This window comes from Curtobacterium ammoniigenes NBRC 101786 (genome assembly GCF_001571045.1).
GTDB classification, from domain to species: Bacteria; Actinomycetota; Actinomycetes; order Actinomycetales; family Microbacteriaceae; genus Curtobacterium; species Curtobacterium ammoniigenes.
On record NZ_BCSV01000008.1, the window covers coordinates 1 to 14,226 of the forward strand.

General features: G+C 65.7%; 13 protein-coding genes and 2 pseudogenes. 8 read left to right on the top strand and 7 right to left on the bottom strand.

The genetic code is table 11. From position 1 onward, the window contains the following. A pseudogene (locus CAM01S_RS13570) lies at positions 1-726 on the bottom strand (DDE-type integrase/transposase/recombinase); the annotation flags it as partial. Between the two features lie 316 nt (positions 727-1,042). Between CAM01S_RS13570 and CAM01S_RS13575 the strand changes: the two are divergent. Next, complete coding sequence (locus CAM01S_RS13575) at positions 1,043-1,618, top strand: hypothetical protein (protein ID WP_157071588.1); 576 nt, start codon at positions 1,043-1,045, stop codon at positions 1,616-1,618. Beyond that, positions 1,599-2,714: an XRE family transcriptional regulator gene (locus tag CAM01S_RS13580; RefSeq protein WP_066522912.1), complete on the top strand. Its 1,116-nt coding sequence runs from the start codon at positions 1,599-1,601 to the stop codon at positions 2,712-2,714. Before CAM01S_RS13575 ends, CAM01S_RS13580 begins: the two co-directional genes overlap by 20 nt. Positions 2,715-2,929: 215 nt before the next feature. On the opposite strand, the gene CAM01S_RS13585 is transcribed toward CAM01S_RS13580, so the two are convergent. Both CAM01S_RS13585 and CAM01S_RS13590 read right to left on the bottom strand, forming a co-directional pair. Next, positions 2,930-3,328 (bottom strand): sigma factor-like helix-turn-helix DNA-binding protein, encoded by a 399-nt coding sequence (locus CAM01S_RS13585; RefSeq protein WP_169795881.1) that lies wholly within the window; start codon positions 3,326-3,328, stop codon positions 2,930-2,932. Positions 3,329-3,656: 328 nt separating this feature from the next. Beyond that, positions 3,657-3,938, bottom strand: a complete 282-nt coding sequence (locus tag CAM01S_RS13590; protein ID WP_066522916.1) for a hypothetical protein — start codon at positions 3,936-3,938, stop codon at positions 3,657-3,659. Between the two features lie 599 nt (positions 3,939-4,537). On the opposite strand from CAM01S_RS13590, the gene CAM01S_RS13600 reads away from it, so the two are divergent. After that, positions 4,538-5,775, top strand: a protein-coding gene (locus CAM01S_RS13600; protein WP_157071589.1) for an IS3 family transposase whose coding sequence is annotated in 2 segments (ribosomal slippage) — positions 4,538-4,814 and positions 4,814-5,775 — 1,239 coding nt in all. Because the reading frame shifts where the segments join, the coding sequence is not laid out codon by codon here. Between the two features lie 260 nt (positions 5,776-6,035). Next, the gene (locus tag CAM01S_RS13605) at positions 6,036-8,036 is read left to right on the top strand and encodes a nuclease-related domain-containing DEAD/DEAH box helicase (RefSeq protein ID WP_066522921.1); all 2,001 of its coding nucleotides are present in this window, start codon (positions 6,036-6,038) and stop codon (positions 8,034-8,036) included. 762 nt (positions 8,037-8,798) lie between these two features. On the opposite strand, the gene CAM01S_RS14755 is transcribed toward CAM01S_RS13605, so the two are convergent. Next, positions 8,799-8,966: a hypothetical protein gene (locus CAM01S_RS14755; RefSeq protein ID WP_157071590.1), complete on the bottom strand. Its 168-nt coding sequence runs from the start codon at positions 8,964-8,966 to the stop codon at positions 8,799-8,801. Positions 8,967-9,154: 188 nt separating this feature from the next. On the opposite strand from CAM01S_RS14755, the gene CAM01S_RS13610 reads away from it, so the two are divergent. Continuing rightward, complete coding sequence (locus CAM01S_RS13610) at positions 9,155-9,442, top strand: hypothetical protein (protein WP_066522924.1); 288 nt, start codon at positions 9,155-9,157, stop codon at positions 9,440-9,442. A 303-nt stretch (positions 9,443-9,745) separates the two neighbouring features. Here CAM01S_RS13610 and CAM01S_RS13615 read toward each other — a convergent pair whose 3' ends face one another. Further along, positions 9,746-10,483, bottom strand: coding sequence for an MBL fold metallo-hydrolase (locus CAM01S_RS13615; RefSeq protein ID WP_066522926.1), 738 nt, complete (start codon positions 10,481-10,483; stop codon positions 9,746-9,748). Positions 10,484-10,717: 234 nt separating this feature from the next. Further along, the gene (locus CAM01S_RS15215; RefSeq protein WP_083528068.1) at positions 10,718-10,918 is read right to left on the bottom strand and encodes a DUF3761 domain-containing protein; all 201 of its coding nucleotides are present in this window, start codon (positions 10,916-10,918) and stop codon (positions 10,718-10,720) included. Here CAM01S_RS15215 and CAM01S_RS13620 point away from each other — a divergent pair. Then, positions 10,874-12,091, top strand: a complete 1,218-nt coding sequence (locus tag CAM01S_RS13620) for an MFS transporter (protein ID WP_083528069.1) — start codon at positions 10,874-10,876, stop codon at positions 12,089-12,091. The two genes, CAM01S_RS15215 and CAM01S_RS13620, sit on opposite strands and share 45 nt — an antisense overlap. A 31-nt stretch (positions 12,092-12,122) precedes the next feature. Here the strand turns inward: CAM01S_RS13620 and CAM01S_RS13625 are convergent, their stop codons facing one another. Continuing rightward, entirely contained in the window at positions 12,123-12,689 is a 567-nt protein-coding gene (locus tag CAM01S_RS13625; protein WP_066522928.1) for a YbhB/YbcL family Raf kinase inhibitor-like protein, read from the bottom strand. A 95-nt stretch (positions 12,690-12,784) separates the two neighbouring features. Here CAM01S_RS13625 and CAM01S_RS13630 point away from each other — a divergent pair. Both CAM01S_RS13630 and CAM01S_RS13635 read left to right on the top strand, forming a co-directional pair. Continuing rightward, positions 12,785-13,243, top strand: a pseudogene (locus tag CAM01S_RS13630) (ribose-5-phosphate isomerase); the annotation flags it as partial. A gap of 152 nt (positions 13,244-13,395) precedes the next feature. Next, the gene (locus tag CAM01S_RS13635; RefSeq protein ID WP_066522932.1) at positions 13,396-14,196 is read left to right on the top strand and encodes a triose-phosphate isomerase family protein; all 801 of its coding nucleotides are present in this window, start codon (positions 13,396-13,398) and stop codon (positions 14,194-14,196) included. Positions 14,197-14,226 lie beyond the last annotated feature (30 nt).

Below are 14,226 nucleotides of genomic sequence, written 5' to 3' on the forward strand. Positions count from 1 at the left end.
GAAGGACCGGCCGGGCAGGAACGAGGTCTCCAGGAACCCGTTCGCGCGTTCCACGACGCCCTTGGTCTCCGGATCGAACGGCTTCGCCTGCACCAGCTTCGTCGCGAGGGTCCCAGTGAACGCGGCGACCCCATCGGCGAGGCGTCCGTGCCTACCGATGCCAGCCTCGTTGTCCCAGAGCAGCCGCTTCGGGATCGCGCCGACCTGCTCGGACAGCAGCGACCACATGCCCGCGAGCAGGTCCGGCGTCGTCCGGGACGGCAGCATCCTGGCGGTGATCAGCCGCGAGTACGACGCCACGACCACCAGCACCGGCGGCGACCCCGTCTGCCCGGAACCGAGCGGGATCCGAGCCGGCGGGAACCACAGATCGCACTGCGCCTGATCGCCCGGCGCATGCTCCAGCCGATCCGCGGGATCCCTCGGCGCATACTCCGGCCGCAGCAACGCGACCCGCTTCCGGAACCACGACGCCGACCCCACCCAACCGACGCGTTCCGCGATCACCGTCGCGGGCATCGTGGGGAACGACGTCAGCAGCGCACGGACCCTCGGCTCGAACACGTCGAACGCGGACGGGCCCGACGGACGCGAATACTCCGGCGGTCCCTCCGACCCTAGGGCTCTGGCGACGGTCTTCCGCGCCACACCCAACCGGTCAGCGATCGCTCGCTGCGACAGTCCCTCCGCCACATGAAGATGACGGTTCTCCGCCCACTCCTGCACGTTGATCACCCAGCCAATCTCGGCCTCAGGTGGTCCCCTTTTCAACGAGCGCTACTGGCAACCTTTTCGAAGAGCGTCGACACCGATGTTTAGAGGCGCGGTGCGCCGTGACTGTTGCTGCCACCTCGGCCGCCGAGTGTGGCGGCTGGACATATCTGCCGCGCCCGGGGTGCATCGCCCACTAAATGGCGACGCTCGACACAGCCGTCTCTAGCGGAGTAACAATCGGTGCGATATTATCGGCGGCGTGGATACATCAACGGCCGAGGAGATCGCTCGGGTTTTCGCGCCAGTGGGCACCGCTCTTCACTCGGTAATGCCGCGCGGCGTCAGCCTGGCGAACGACATGATGAAGCTCGGCGGCTTGAGCATCAGCACCTATCGCACGCAGTTCGCGCACAACATCGTCGGCTGCACGCACAGCCTGCTCGGCGTCACCGACATCGGTGACTGGGTGCTTGATCCGAAGGCGCACAAGAAGCAGCTTCATCTCTCGCGCGACCTTTGGTCGGCTCGCATGCTCGCGAGCACGTACGACGGATTGGTCCCGACCGCTGGGTCGAACCACGCGCGTCAAGGCTTTTACTCGAACCCGTCGGTGGTCTCCAAGTCGGGGCAGCAGGTGCTGGTTGAACAGCATGGCTTCATCATCGTATGGACTCTGGATCGACAGTCTGGCGATGTTGCGCTTGAGTTAGTCCACACTCTGTCGCCTTGGCGGTATGGTCAGGCCGAGCGGATCGATCTCCGGATGCCGCTCGTTCCGACCGAGGGGGACCTCTCGACTCTCCGGTTCGTTCCTGCCGACGACGACGACCTTGACGGCCTCGGCCTGATTGATCCGCGTGGCCGCTTCCAGGGAGGCACTTCCAATGGCGCCGCCTCGTCCTGAACGGATTCTTGCCGCGCGTGATCTTCTGGGGGAAACACTCCAGAGCATTGCCGCGTCGGCGGGAATCAGCCAAAGCTATCTATCCGAGATCGCAGGCGGCACACGGCCATTTACGACCGAGCAAGCGGAACGGCTGGCAGAGGCCACGAAACTCCCAGTTGAGTTCTTCGAGGTCGAGGCGCCGGATATTGAGGGGACAACTCTTCAGTTCCGAAAGCTGAAGTCCACCAAGGTCAAAACCACCAAGAAGGCGATTCAGTACTTCCGCGAGGCGTCACGTATCGCCCAGCGGGCGGCAATCATCGCAGGACTCAAGAGCAAGGCACTGCCCTTCGTCGAGTCATCAACCGGCCAACTGCTTGATGACGATGAGATCGAGTCAGTTGCTGAACGCACTCGGGCACTCATGGGGGTGGACGCGCTGGCTCCTGTGCCGAATGTGATGCGCGCCATCGAGCGCCTCGGCGTTGTTGTCGTGCCAGTACTACTCGACCCGACCGACGACGTGCATGTTGTTGGCCAGGGTCACTTCGGCATCTCACATGGGGACGAACACGGAGTGTCGATGGTCGGGTATTTCCCCGGTGCATCGCCGGACCGGGACAGGTTCACGCTGAGCCACGAGGTGGGCCACGTGCTGCTTCACGCTCATAGGAAGTCGGACGATCCCGAGCGCGAGGCCAACCGTTTCGCAGGCGCGTTTCTACTCCCGGAGAGGGTGGCGCGACGTGAACTCCACTCGCAGATTACGCTCAATCAGCTCGCTCACGTGAAGGCTGCCTACGGCGTCTCGATCCAGGCGCTCATCATGCGCGCGGTGGCCTTAGGAATCATCGACGCGCAGCGGCAGCGTTCGCTCTTTGTGCAGCTGAGCGCGCGAGGCTGGCGGCAAAACGAACCAGTCGAGATCGGGCCTGAGCACCCTGTTCTGATGGGTCGTCTGCTCGACATCGCGGTCTCTGAGAATGCTCCCGTGCGTGAGATTGAGCGCATTACGGCACTCCCACGTGCCTACCTTCGTGCAATGGCGCCAAGCCGTCCGCGCCGCGAGTCTCCCATCGGTAACGTCGTGCCGATTCGTTCGGCGACAGCCTGAAGGCTGGGCGGCGCATTCGGCTGCGAAGCAGCTCCGCACCGGCTGGATTGCGGCCAGCCACGTCCAGACGACCCGGTCGAGGTAGGTGTCCTTATCGGTCTCTTTGTGAAGGCGAATCCCAAACGGAATGAAGATCGGAAAGAGATCACTTTCATCGCCGGTGGCGAACTGAATCCGGCATGCCCGGCCGAGATGGCGGTCGCCCAACTCACCCGTCAAGATGGCAGCGCGTCGCTAAAGGACACACTCCTGGTGGTGGTGTCGAAGCTCTCGCTGCCGAGCTTCTTTCGGAGTACTCGCTTCTTGCCGCTCGGAGATGAGGGCTCGCTCCCGGCTTTGCGCCGCATCGCATCAAGGGCCTTCGTCTCCAACTGGCGGATTCGCTCTCTGGTGACCCGCCAGACTTCGCCGATTTCGTCAAGCGTCATAGGGCCGTCGAGACCGTCGAGGAGGCCGAAGCGACGCTCGATAATGTCCAGCGATCGCTCATCGAGACCGTCGAAGAGGCCGCGCATAAGACGCTCGCGATCGATTCGATCCTCAAGTGCTTCGAGCCCACCGTCCCACGGTTCATCTTCTCCGCGGTCGTAAAGCATCGCCTCGAGAGACGCCAAGTCCTGCGCCCGCTCGTCCGACGCGCGCAGTGAATCGGTAAGATCCGCGGCGTTAGAGCCGAGTGCTTCCCTGACCTGGATTTCCCGTTTGAGTGTCCCGCAAAAGCCCGTTGAAGGGGCGCCAAACGCTAGGCGCGCGGCCGTGGGTCTTCGCCACCGGGGAGCTCCGGCAGTGCGTCCCGGAGCGTCTCCTGACTGGAGAGATGCTTGCCGTCCGCACCACTGGGATGTCCCGACTTCACTCGGATCAGCCGGTTCCGAGGCTGACTATTTTCCGCTTGGCGCGGGTCGGGGCTGTTTGCGTGCCAGGTCCTGCCGAGATCGATGGTCAGGCGAGGTCAGGGGGCAGCGTGATGTCCAGTTGTTGAGCTGCCCAGCGGAAAAAGCCCATTCCGCTGAGGCGCTTATGGTCCCGGTCATGGGATGACAGGTCTTCCTCGTCTGTGACCCATCGGCCGTCCTGGCGGTCAGCCCACGTCCATGGCCAGCCGTTGTATCCAGACCGACCCTTGTAGCCGGCGGCCGTGCCAATGGCTCGCTGCTCCTCTATGGTCGCTCCCCGCCCCTGGCGGACGTTGATGGCATGGACTCGACCGAAGAACACGACCATGCTCCATTGCTGCTCCTCCGACGTTCCCTTCGGTTTTGGTGGAAGGCGTGGCGCATCGAACTCCGGGTCGAACGTCGCCCCAGGCTGAATTGGAGCCGCGGCCGCGGGGCCTGCGGTTGATCGAGGCGACCGTCCGCCTTGCGTCCGGAGTGCCTCGAGTTGATCTGCGATTGCTCGGTGCCCTTCGATGAGGATTGTGAGGGCGTCTTCGTGCAGTGACATTTGGTTGTCCGATTGACTTGTCGCTAACTTCTTAATGAATAGCTTCAACGTACGCCAGCCGCCCCGCTTCGTCAAGAAGCCACCGACTTCTAGCTGCTCCAAAGCACCGCGGGCAGTTCGTCGGGTCCATGACCTGGGCGGAGAGGCGAACCGCTGGGGGCCGGCCCATCTGGGCAGGTTTGCTCCTCCGCCTCTAGAACAGCCATGGCGAGGGCACCTGTGGTGGCTCGAGCGTTCCCGCCGCCTTCCATCGACACCAGGTAGATCGTGTTCGTCGGCGTGACTAACTTCCAGGTCGAACTGCGGCCGGTTGTCGCCGGTGTCCGTGCTGAATAGGCCTGGCTTTCGTTCCGTTCTTTATCTCAGGATGGATGACGATGCCGAAGAAGTTTGACCCGGGGATGCGGGAGCGTGCGTTGCGGATGCTCGCTGAGGCGATGCCGGACCACAAGAACAAGACCGCAGCAGTGCAGCATGTGGCGGGGCTGCTTGGGATGAGTCCGGAGACGTTGCGCACGTGGGCGCGGAGGATGGACATCGACGCGGGCCGGGTGCCTGGCCCGACGAGCGAGATGCTCGAGGAGAACCGGCGGCTTCGGCGTGAGAATGCGGAGCTGCGGAAAGCGAACGACGTGCTGAAGGCTGCGAGTGTGTCTTTCGCGAAGGAGCCAGGCCGGCCCTCGACGAGATGATCCGGTTCATCGACATGCACCGGCATCGTCTCGGGGTCGAGCTCATCTGCCGGGTGCTGCGCCCGGCGGTCCGAGGGTTTCTCACCGCTCGTGGGTATCGGGCCGCGAAAGCCCGTGTCCCGTCCGCACGGCAGCTGCGTGACGACCTGCTGGTGCCGGAGGTGACCCGGCTGCACGCGGAGAACTATGGCGTCTACGGGCGCCGGAAAATGCACGCGCTGCTGCGCCGGCACGGGTGGGACGTCGGCCGCGACCAGACCGAACGGCTCATGCGGCTGGCCGGGGTGCGTGGCGTGCAGAAGTCGAAGCGGGTGTTCACCACTCGCCCTGACAAGTCGGGGCCGCTGCCCAGCGATCTTGTGAACAGGCGGTTCAGCGCCCAGGCGCCGCGGCGTCTCTGGGTGTGTGACGTGACCTACGTCGCAACGTGGTCCGGGTTCGCCTATGTCGCGTTCGTCACTGACGTGTACTCCCGGCGCATCGTCGACTGGAACGTCGCGGCGACGTTGCGGTCGGAGATCCTGCCGATGCAAGCGCTCGATATGGCCGCCTGGAACGCAGGTGGTCGACTGGACGGGCTGATCCATCACGCCGATCACGGATCGAACTACACCGCGATGGTCTACACCGACCGGATCGTCGAACTCGGCGCCATCCCGTCGACCGGGACCGTCGGCGACAGTTTCGATAATGCGATGGCGGAGGCGATCAACAACCTCTACAAGACCGAGCTGATCCGCCAGCAGGGCCCGTGGCGCACGGTCGAGCAGGTCGAGCTCGCGACCCTCGAATGGGTGTGGTGGTGGAACAACTCCCGCCTCCACGGCGAGCTCGACATGCGCACCCCGATCGAGGTCGAGAACGCGTACTACGCCGACCACGAATCAGGCCTACCGGCAACCGCCGGACAGGAAACCGGATAGGAACCAAAGCCAGGCCTATTCATGCCGCGGCGAGTGTCAGTAATCGGAAGCGAGCGTGGCCTAACGGACCCGGGCTCTACAAGGAAGAGCGGCGGGGCGACGAAATTCTTCCCCTTGTACCTCGAATTGGGAATGCTCCTTCCGTGCGCCGCCCGGAAGACTAACTGCGAAGCTGATCATCGTTCGGGTCTGCAGGCGGGGAGCATCGCGTGAGCACGGCGGGGAATTCTGCCCGTGAAGAGGGGCGACGCCTTCAAGCGATGGCTGCCGAGCATGAGCGGCTCGCGGTCCAAGCGCGGGAAGCAGCCGAACGCTGGATGCTGGCCCACCGAACCGAGCGCCACGTCGCCGGGAGCTTGGCCCCGCTCACCGCCGCCGGCTATTCGTTCCTGCACGATCGCGGGTGGCCCGGATCCCGGTCGCGAGCGCAGATTGACCATGTGCTTGTTGGCCCCGGCGGACTGTTCATCGTCGATACGAAGGCTTGGGCGGACGTTGAAATCGCAGCGGGGCATATCTTCCGCGGGCAAGCCGACGTCACCGACGAGCTCGGTGGTCTCGCCGACGTTGGCTACGGCACCGAGGCGGTCATGGCCGACCTCGGCCTGGCCCCGGGAGAGGTCCACGTTGGTGTGGTCCTTGCGGGCCGGGCGCTGCCGCCGACGGAGGTCAGTGGGGTCGTGGTGGTCGGCGAGAAGCAAGCTGCCCGACACGTGAACAGCTACGGCAAGCGGCTGACCGACACCCAGGTCAACGCGGTCTTGGGCGCCGCGCTGGTTCACTTTCCCGTCCTCGACTCATCGCCGATCTTCCTCGATACGAGTATCGCCGAGCCCGTTCTCGCCGAGGCGGAGCCCGAACCGCTCCTCGACATCGAGGAGGTCACCGACATATTGCTTGCGGGCCTGCTGGCCGCGCCGATCGAAGAGTGGATGGCGTTCCTCCATCCGTCGCAAGCAAAGCTCGTGCGGCGTGGGTTTAACGGACCGGCGCGCATCCGGGGAGCTGCGGGGACTGGGAAGACGGTGGTGGGCCTCCATCGCGCTGCATACCTGGCACGAGCGCAGGGTTCTAGGGTGCTGTTCACGTCCTACGTGCGGACACTTCCGGAGGTGCAGCGCAACTTGCTTGCACGGCTCGCGCCGGAGGCCGTCGAGCGTGTCGAGTTCGTCGGCGTTCACGCGTTCGCGCTTCGCCTGCTCAAGCAGCGTGGGATTCGTCTCAACGTTGATCCGGTCGAAGAGGAGCGGAGTTTTGTCGCTGCGTGGCGAACCGTCGGGCTCGGTGCGGCGCTCGCCCAGAGCGATCCGAACCCGAACTATTGGCGTGACGAAATCCGCTACGTGATCAAGGGTCGAGGGCTCAGTCGGTTCGAGCAGTACGCGGATCTCGTGAGGACGGGACGCAAGCGCCCGCTCGGGCTCGAACTCCGGCGCGAAGTCTGGAGGCTCTTCGTCGCGTACGAAGCCGAACTCCGAGCCCGCCATCTCCACGATTTCGACGACGTAATCTTGCGAGCCGAAGCATCACTCCGCGAGACTCCGACGGCCGACTACGGGTCGGTGATCATCGACGAGGCGCAAGACCTGACGTGCGCGATGGTGCGGATGCTCTTCCTGCTTGTCGGTGACCGTCCGGATGGCTTGACGCTCATCGGCGACGGCCAGCAGTCGATCTATCCCGGCGGCTTTTCTCTGACGGAGGCCGGCGTCTCAATCGCGGGACGCGGTGTCGTGATGTCGACCAACTACAGGAATACGAAGGAGATCGCCGCGTTCGCTGCGTCCGTGATCGAGGGCGACCAATACGCGGACATCGAGGGCAACGACCGTAGCCGCGACGAAGCGGCAGATATCCCGCGCACTGGCCCTGAACCGACGTCGCGCCGGTTCAGCAGTCGGCGCGAGCACGACAAGGAATTCGTCGCACAACTCAAGGCGCTTCCCTGTCCGCCCGGTGATGTTGGCGTTCTCTGCCTGACGAATCAGGGTGTTCGAGAGGCAGCCCGCGCGTTATCTGCCGCAGGCATTCCGGTTCTCGAATTGACCAAGTACGAGGGTCTGCCCGTCGACGCGGTAAAGGTCGGGACGATCAAGCGCGCCAAAGGACTCGAGTTCAAGCAGGTGCTGCTGCCGCGTGTCCCTCCGGCGCTCATGGAGCAAGCCGACGCGGACGACGAAGCGATGACGATTCATCGGCGAGAGCTCTACGTCGGGATGACGCGCGCGCGAGACGGGTTGTGGGTCGGCGTGTGCGCGTGACCGGGCGGAGCAGAAGTCGTGTTGACAGGGAGCCGAGTGGGTCTTGTGGCTATCAATAATTGGTGGGCGGCTGACACGTCCGAATCATTCTGGATGGAAATCACTGATCGGGATGACCTGGGGGAATCGCTTTGGGCCCCTCAAAGAGACGCGAGCGGAAAGGAATCTTGGTCCTACTCACTCGTGAACTATGTTCAGCCGGGCGATAAAATTTACCACTGGCATTCCGACCGGGCCGGAGAGCCGGCGATAGTGGGCTCCTCAATTGCGGTAGGGCCCTGGTCTGTAGAGCAAAGATCCTGGCAGGCGCACGGCACGAGAGGACGAGCGCGTGGCGTTCCAACCGTCGGACCGGCTTGGGTGATGCCACTCCAGGGGTTTGTCGAGCTTGAAAAACCCGTAACTAGGAAGCACCTCAATTCCATGTACGCGGAGGTGGCTCAGGTCCTCGAAGACGTTGCACTGGAGGCCGGCGGGCGTTCCTACGCGCCGTTTCAGCGGTACGGTGGCCGGGAGATTCGCGCTCAGCAGGCGTATCTCACGAAGTTCCCTCGTGCCTTGCTTGAACTCGTACTCGGTTCGAACCGCGATGCTCTTGCAAATATGCAGACTGAATCGATCCCAGCTCGCTCACCGTCTCAAGGTTACCTACGGGATGGGGAAGCTCGGTCGGCTATTGAACGCCATGCAGTCAGACTGGTTAAACGGCATTACCTTGATATGGGCGCGGTTCGCATTGAGGAGCGCGGGAAGCCATTCGATCTATTGATTGAGCTCGCCGGAGTAGAACGACATGTCGAGGTGAACGGTTCTACCGGTGCGGATATAGCCACAGTTCAGCTCACTCAGGGAGAAGTGCTGCACGCGGAACGCTTTGGAGTCACGGATCTCGTAGTGGTCGACGAAATCAAGTGCTGGCGAGATCAGCATGGTGAGATCCGCACTGACGGCGGGCGCGTCCGAGTCTGGCGAGAATGGATTCCACTCGCCCGTAACTTAACCCCCACTCACCTCAGATATGAGCTGCCGAGCTAACCGGCTCGCCTGGCAAGGGTCCGCTCGAACCCCCACTCGGGGGCTCGCCTCACGCCGTACCCGCCCGCTACCGTCACCCCGTGATGACAAATCCTCCTGTTCCTGTCGTTCCTTCGCCGACGGGAGGTGGCTTCCTCGCCGCACTGCTCGGTGCGGGCCTCGTCGGCTTCTTGCTCATGCTCGCGATCGTCGTGGTCGCGTTCGTCCTGAACGCCTGGATCGCCGGAATCTGGCTCCGGCTGCTCGTCCGGTTCCATCGCGGCTGGTTCGACCGCGAGTACGCGAGGGCGAGGGGTGTGTGGGGGCCGAACGTGCCTCCGTCTCCCGAGGGCCGACGGTTCCTTCGCGAGCGCGGCCCCCGGGACTGGTAGGGAACCCGACGCGCAAGCGGCACCGCTCAGCCGATCCCGCGCCTCCGGCCGAGCCCCGACTGCGCATCCCGGCTGTCCGATGGTCGCCCGACGCGGTGCGCCCGTTATGCTGAATCCGGCTTGCGGAGATCCCCCCATCTGCGCAGGTCCGACGCCCGGCGAGTCCCCCCACTTTGCCGGGCGTCTTCTCGTTTTCGGGCCGCATCGAGCATCGCAGCCCTCGCGTCAGTCGCTCAACCGCTCAACCGCTCAACCGCTCAGACACTCACGTGCGCACGCGCACAGACGCACAGGCGCAAGCGCTCAAGCCCCGCTGTGCCGCCCCGAGAGCAGTGCCGGCCCGTGCCCGGGGAGGATCGTGAACGATCGCGAGATCCGCTCCGCCGTCTGCCGCGCCTTCGCCGGGTCGGCGCTGAACATCGGATCGATCGCGCCGGCGCGCGGACGACGATAGATGGCGTGGTCGGTGACGAACGCGTCGCCGGTGATGAGGACGTCATCGCCGAGCACCTCGAACACGGTGCTGCCCGCAGTGTGCCCGGGCGCTGCGACCGCGCGGAGGCCCATCCGCGCAAGCTCCTGCGGCGTGAACGCGCGTGCGGACGGGATCGCGGTTTCGCGCAGACCGCCCGCCCCGATGGCCGCACGCAACCACGTGATCACGCGCGGGCTCAGCAGCTTCAGCCCGATCTTGCCGACCGTGATCTGCTCACGGTCTGGCCCGCGGACGGCGGTGACTTCCGCCTCCGCTGCGATCACTGCAACATCCGGATGCCGCTCGAGGATCGCCGGAATCGCGCCGATGTGGTCCGTATGCGCGTGGGTGACGAGGATCGCAATAAGGTCCGGCATCGCCGCCCCATCGGCAGCGGTCGCGATGGAAGCGAGCACCGCCTCCGCCTGGTCCGCGTACCCGGCGTCGACGAGCACGATCCCGCGGGGCGTGCGCACCACCGACCAGTTCACGAGCTCCGAATGCGCGAACCACGCGCGCTCTGAAATGCGCTTGACCGTCGCAGCGGCAAGGGGTGAGGCGGGCATCGGACTCCGTCGGGATTTCGGGTAGGCGGAGGAGACCGAAACCGCTGCACACACGTCGAGCCTGGGCGACTCAGCCGATCCGCGCCCGTGGGTGGCGTGCGTGGATCTCGTGCGTGCGGCGGGAAAGCCCCCAACTGCTCTGACCATAGACCGGTCGGTGCACCGCAACAAATTCGAGACGACTCAGGAGGAGCGGTGTGCGTTCAGCGTCCACATTGCGCTGTGGAGACTTCGCTAGAGCCAGGCGGCCACGCCACCGTGCGACGAGCAGGTGCCGCGGCGGCTCTGGCTGAAGCTGTAGGTGCCGTCGTTGCACTTCGCGGTCGCACCGCTCGGCGCGATCTGTACAGTGGCGCCCCGGGACTGATCACCGAAAGGACCCGCCATTCCATGAGCAGCAGCGCGCAACGCCGAGCAGCGCACCCGGCGCCGCATACCGCGATGACGCGCGGCCGCACCCTGCTGTTCGCGATCGGCGCGGGCGCTGCGGTCGGCAACTTGTATTGGGCGCAGCCACTGCTCGACGACATCGCGTCCGCCCTCCACACGTCCACGGCGGCGGCGGGCCTCCTCGTGACGCTCACGCAGATCGGCTACGCGATCGGCATCTTCTTCGTCGTACCGCTCGGCGATGTCCTGAACCGCAAGCGGCTGATCCCGGGGATCCTGCTCGGCTCGGCGGTGGCGCTGCTGTTCGCGGCAGTCGCGCCGACGTTCGGCGTGCTGCTGCTCGCGTTGGCGCTCGTCGGCGTGACGACCGTCGCCGGGCAGCTGCTCACGCCGCTCGCGGGCGATCTCGCCGATCCGGAGCGCCGCGGACACGTCGTCGGCACCGTGACCTCCGGGATTCTGACCGGCATCCTCATCTCCCGCACCGTGAGCGGGTTCGTCGCGGACCTCCTCGGCTGGCGCGCGATCTACGTGATCGCGGCGATCGCAGCCGTCGTGCTCGCCGGTCTCCTGCGGCGTGCGATCCCCGCGTTGCCGCCGAAGGACCATCTGCCGTATCCGTCGCTCATCGGATCGGTGTTCCGTGTTGTCGCCGATCATCGCACGGTCCGCGTAACGCTCGTCATCGGTTCCACGGGCTTCGCCGTGTTCACGATGTTCTGGACTGCCCTCACGTTCCTGCTGAGCGGAGCGCCGTACCACTACTCCACGAGCGCGATCGGGCTCGTCGGACTGGCCGGTCTCGCTGGTGCGCTGGCGGCGCAACGGGTGGGGCGCCTCCACGACCGCGGCCTGTCGGTGCCCGCCACGGGAGGTGCGCTCGCCGTCGCCCTGCTCGCCATGGTGGTCGCCGGGCTCGCGCCGCACTCCATCGTGGTGATCATCATCGCGGTGATCCTGCTCGATATCGGCGTGCAGGCCACGAACGTGCTCAATCAGACGCGCGTGTTCGCGATCGACCCCTCTGCCCGGAGCCGACTCAACACCGCGGTCGTCACCGTGAACTTCGTCGCGGGGGCGATCGGATCGGCGCTCGCGTCCGTGCTGTGGAACGCCGGCGGCTGGGTAGCCGTGTCGATCGGGGGAGCAGTGCTGTTCGGATTCGCGCTCACCGTGTGGGCCGTGCACCGGAAGGGTGCGCTCGTCCTCGGGGAGTGACGGAGGCGCGTCGGCGGCAGGACCGGTCAGCTCAGCTGATCTCGTACGTGCCGTCGAGCCGACCGCGCCCGATCACGTGCCCGCGCATGGCGGCGATCACATCGTCGAGCCCGAACGACTCCGGCATCTCCAACGCCGTATCGACCGCGTACAGCTGGAAGACGTAGCTGTGGGGTCCGTGGGACCGGACGGGGAGCGGTCCGGCGTATCCGCGCCTCCCGAGCGCCGCGCGACCATGCCGCAACCCGCGGACCGGGCTCGGATGCACGAGGGCGCCCTCCGGAATGCTCTGGAGGCTCGGCCCGATTCCCACGGTCAACACATGCACCGCAGGTCGCTTGGTTGGTGCGTCGGGGTCCTCGGCGATCAGTACGAGCTCCTCCGTGCCAGGCGGGGGAACGGTCCACTCGAGCGGCGGTGACACGTTCGTGCCTCGGATCCGCCCGCGGTACCGCTCAGGGATGGGGGTGCGGTGGTCGAACGCCGGACTCGTGAGCGTGATCGATGCGTCGGCCTGCAGCTCCGGGCGGTGCCAGGCGAGCGACTGCTCACCGGCACGCCGGTTGCGGAGCAGGACGCCAAGAGGGTTCGCGGGCATGTGTCGAGTATCCGCTCTTCTCCACAGCTTGCGTCTTCGTGCGTCCGCGGCCAGGTGGCAGGGCCGACAATTGATCCGACACGGAAGGAAGACTGATGAGCGAGCAGCTTCGTCTTGTCGTCGGCTGCGACGATGCAGGATTCGAATACAAGGAAGCCATCAAGCGTGACCTGGAGGCGGACCCGAGGGTCGCCTCCGTGGTGGACGTCGGCGTCGACGCGGACGGCCACACTGCCTACCCGCACATCGCGGTCGACGCCGCCCGAAAGGTCGCCGCGGGTGAGGCCGACCGCGCGATCCTGATCTGTGGCACCGGGCTCGGCGTCGCGATCTCCGCGAACAAGGTGCCGGGGATCCGAGCGGTCACCGCGCACGACTCGTTCTCGGTGGAGCGATCGATCCTGTCGAACGACGCCCAAGTGCTGTGCATGGGGCAGCGCGTCATCGGAATCGAGCTGGCGCGGCGCCTCGCGAAGGAGTGGCTCGGGTACCGATTCGACACCGCGAGCGCATCCGCCGAAAAGGTCGCCGCGATCTGCCAGTACGACGGGTCACAGCCCGTCGGCGTTGACGCCGTCGGCGGCACAGGCGCAGGCGCAGGCGCCGCGGACGCAGGCGCCGCGGACGCAGTCGGAGACGCAGCAGCGGCCGGCGTCGACGAAGGTTCCGCTGGAGTGAGCGTCAGCAGCGGCGCGCACGCAGGCTGATGGCGCTCGCCGCGGTGCGGCCGCCCTACACGGTCGGGGTGTCGCTGAAGATGTACTTCGGCCACGCCCAGACCGTGACCTGGGCGACCGACGTCGCATCCATCGCCCGCACGCACCAAGCGGTGCAATCCGGCCTTGTCGAACTGTTCGTCATGCCGACATTTCCGTCGCTCGTGCCTGTTCGGGAGGCCCTGATCGGCTCCGGCGTGATCCTCGGCGCGCAAGACCTCGCCACCGCCGACTCCGGCGCGTTCACGGGAGAAGTCTCGGGCAGCGAACTCCGCGAACTCGGCTGCGACCTCGTCGAGATCGGCCACGCCGAACGACGCCGCCTCTTCCACGAAGACGACACTGTGGTCGCCGCGAAGGTCGACGCCGCATTCCGAAACGACCTCACCCCACTTATCTGCGTCGGCGAGGGAGTAGAGCAGGATGCCACCTCAGCCATCGCCGCAGTGACGCAGCAACTCGCCGCATCGCTCGACGGACCGGAGGCGCGTGCCGAGTCTCACACGCACGCCGCGCCCCGACGCGGTCCGGTCGTCGTCGCCTACGAGCCGGTCTGGGCGATCGGAGCCGCAGAGCCCGCCCCCCGACCGCACATCGTCGCCGTGCTCGACGGCATCGAAGCATGGCTCGACAAACGCCCAGAGCTCGCCGGATCGCGTGTGCTCTACGGCGGAAGCGCCGGCCCCGGACTCCTCACCGCTGGCGAAGGCCGCATCCGCGGGCTGTTCCTCGGCCGCTTCGCACACGACCCATCGGCGCTCGCCGGAGTCCTCGACGAAGTGCACGACTGACTCCGATATCGACGTCAGGCACACTGACTC

Coding starts and splice junctions, on each gene's coding strand:
- CAM01S_RS15215 (WP_083528068.1), bottom strand. CDS start 10,918: ATGCGGCGCCGGGTGCGCTGCTCGGCGTTGCGCGCTGCTGCTCATGGA.
- CAM01S_RS13615 (WP_066522926.1), bottom strand. CDS start 10,483: ATGCCCGCCTCACCCCTTGCCGCTGCGACGGTCAAGCGCATTTCAGAG.
- CAM01S_RS13575 (WP_157071588.1), top strand. CDS start 1,043: ATGCCGCGCGGCGTCAGCCTGGCGAACGACATGATGAAGCTCGGCGGC.
- CAM01S_RS13590 (WP_066522916.1), bottom strand. CDS start 3,938: ATGGTCGTGTTCTTCGGTCGAGTCCATGCCATCAACGTCCGCCAGGGG.
- CAM01S_RS13610 (WP_066522924.1), top strand. CDS start 9,155: ATGACAAATCCTCCTGTTCCTGTCGTTCCTTCGCCGACGGGAGGTGGC.
- CAM01S_RS13635 (WP_066522932.1), top strand. CDS start 13,396: ATGGCGCTCGCCGCGGTGCGGCCGCCCTACACGGTCGGGGTGTCGCTG.
- CAM01S_RS13620 (WP_083528069.1), top strand. CDS start 10,874: ATGAGCAGCAGCGCGCAACGCCGAGCAGCGCACCCGGCGCCGCATACC.
- CAM01S_RS14755 (WP_157071590.1), bottom strand. CDS start 8,966: ATGCTGATCTCGCCAGCACTTGATTTCGTCGACCACTACGAGATCCGT.
- CAM01S_RS13580 (WP_066522912.1), top strand. CDS start 1,599: ATGGCGCCGCCTCGTCCTGAACGGATTCTTGCCGCGCGTGATCTTCTG.
- CAM01S_RS13625 (WP_066522928.1), bottom strand. CDS start 12,689: ATGCCCGCGAACCCTCTTGGCGTCCTGCTCCGCAACCGGCGTGCCGGT.
- CAM01S_RS13605 (WP_066522921.1), top strand. CDS start 6,036: ATGGCTGCCGAGCATGAGCGGCTCGCGGTCCAAGCGCGGGAAGCAGCC.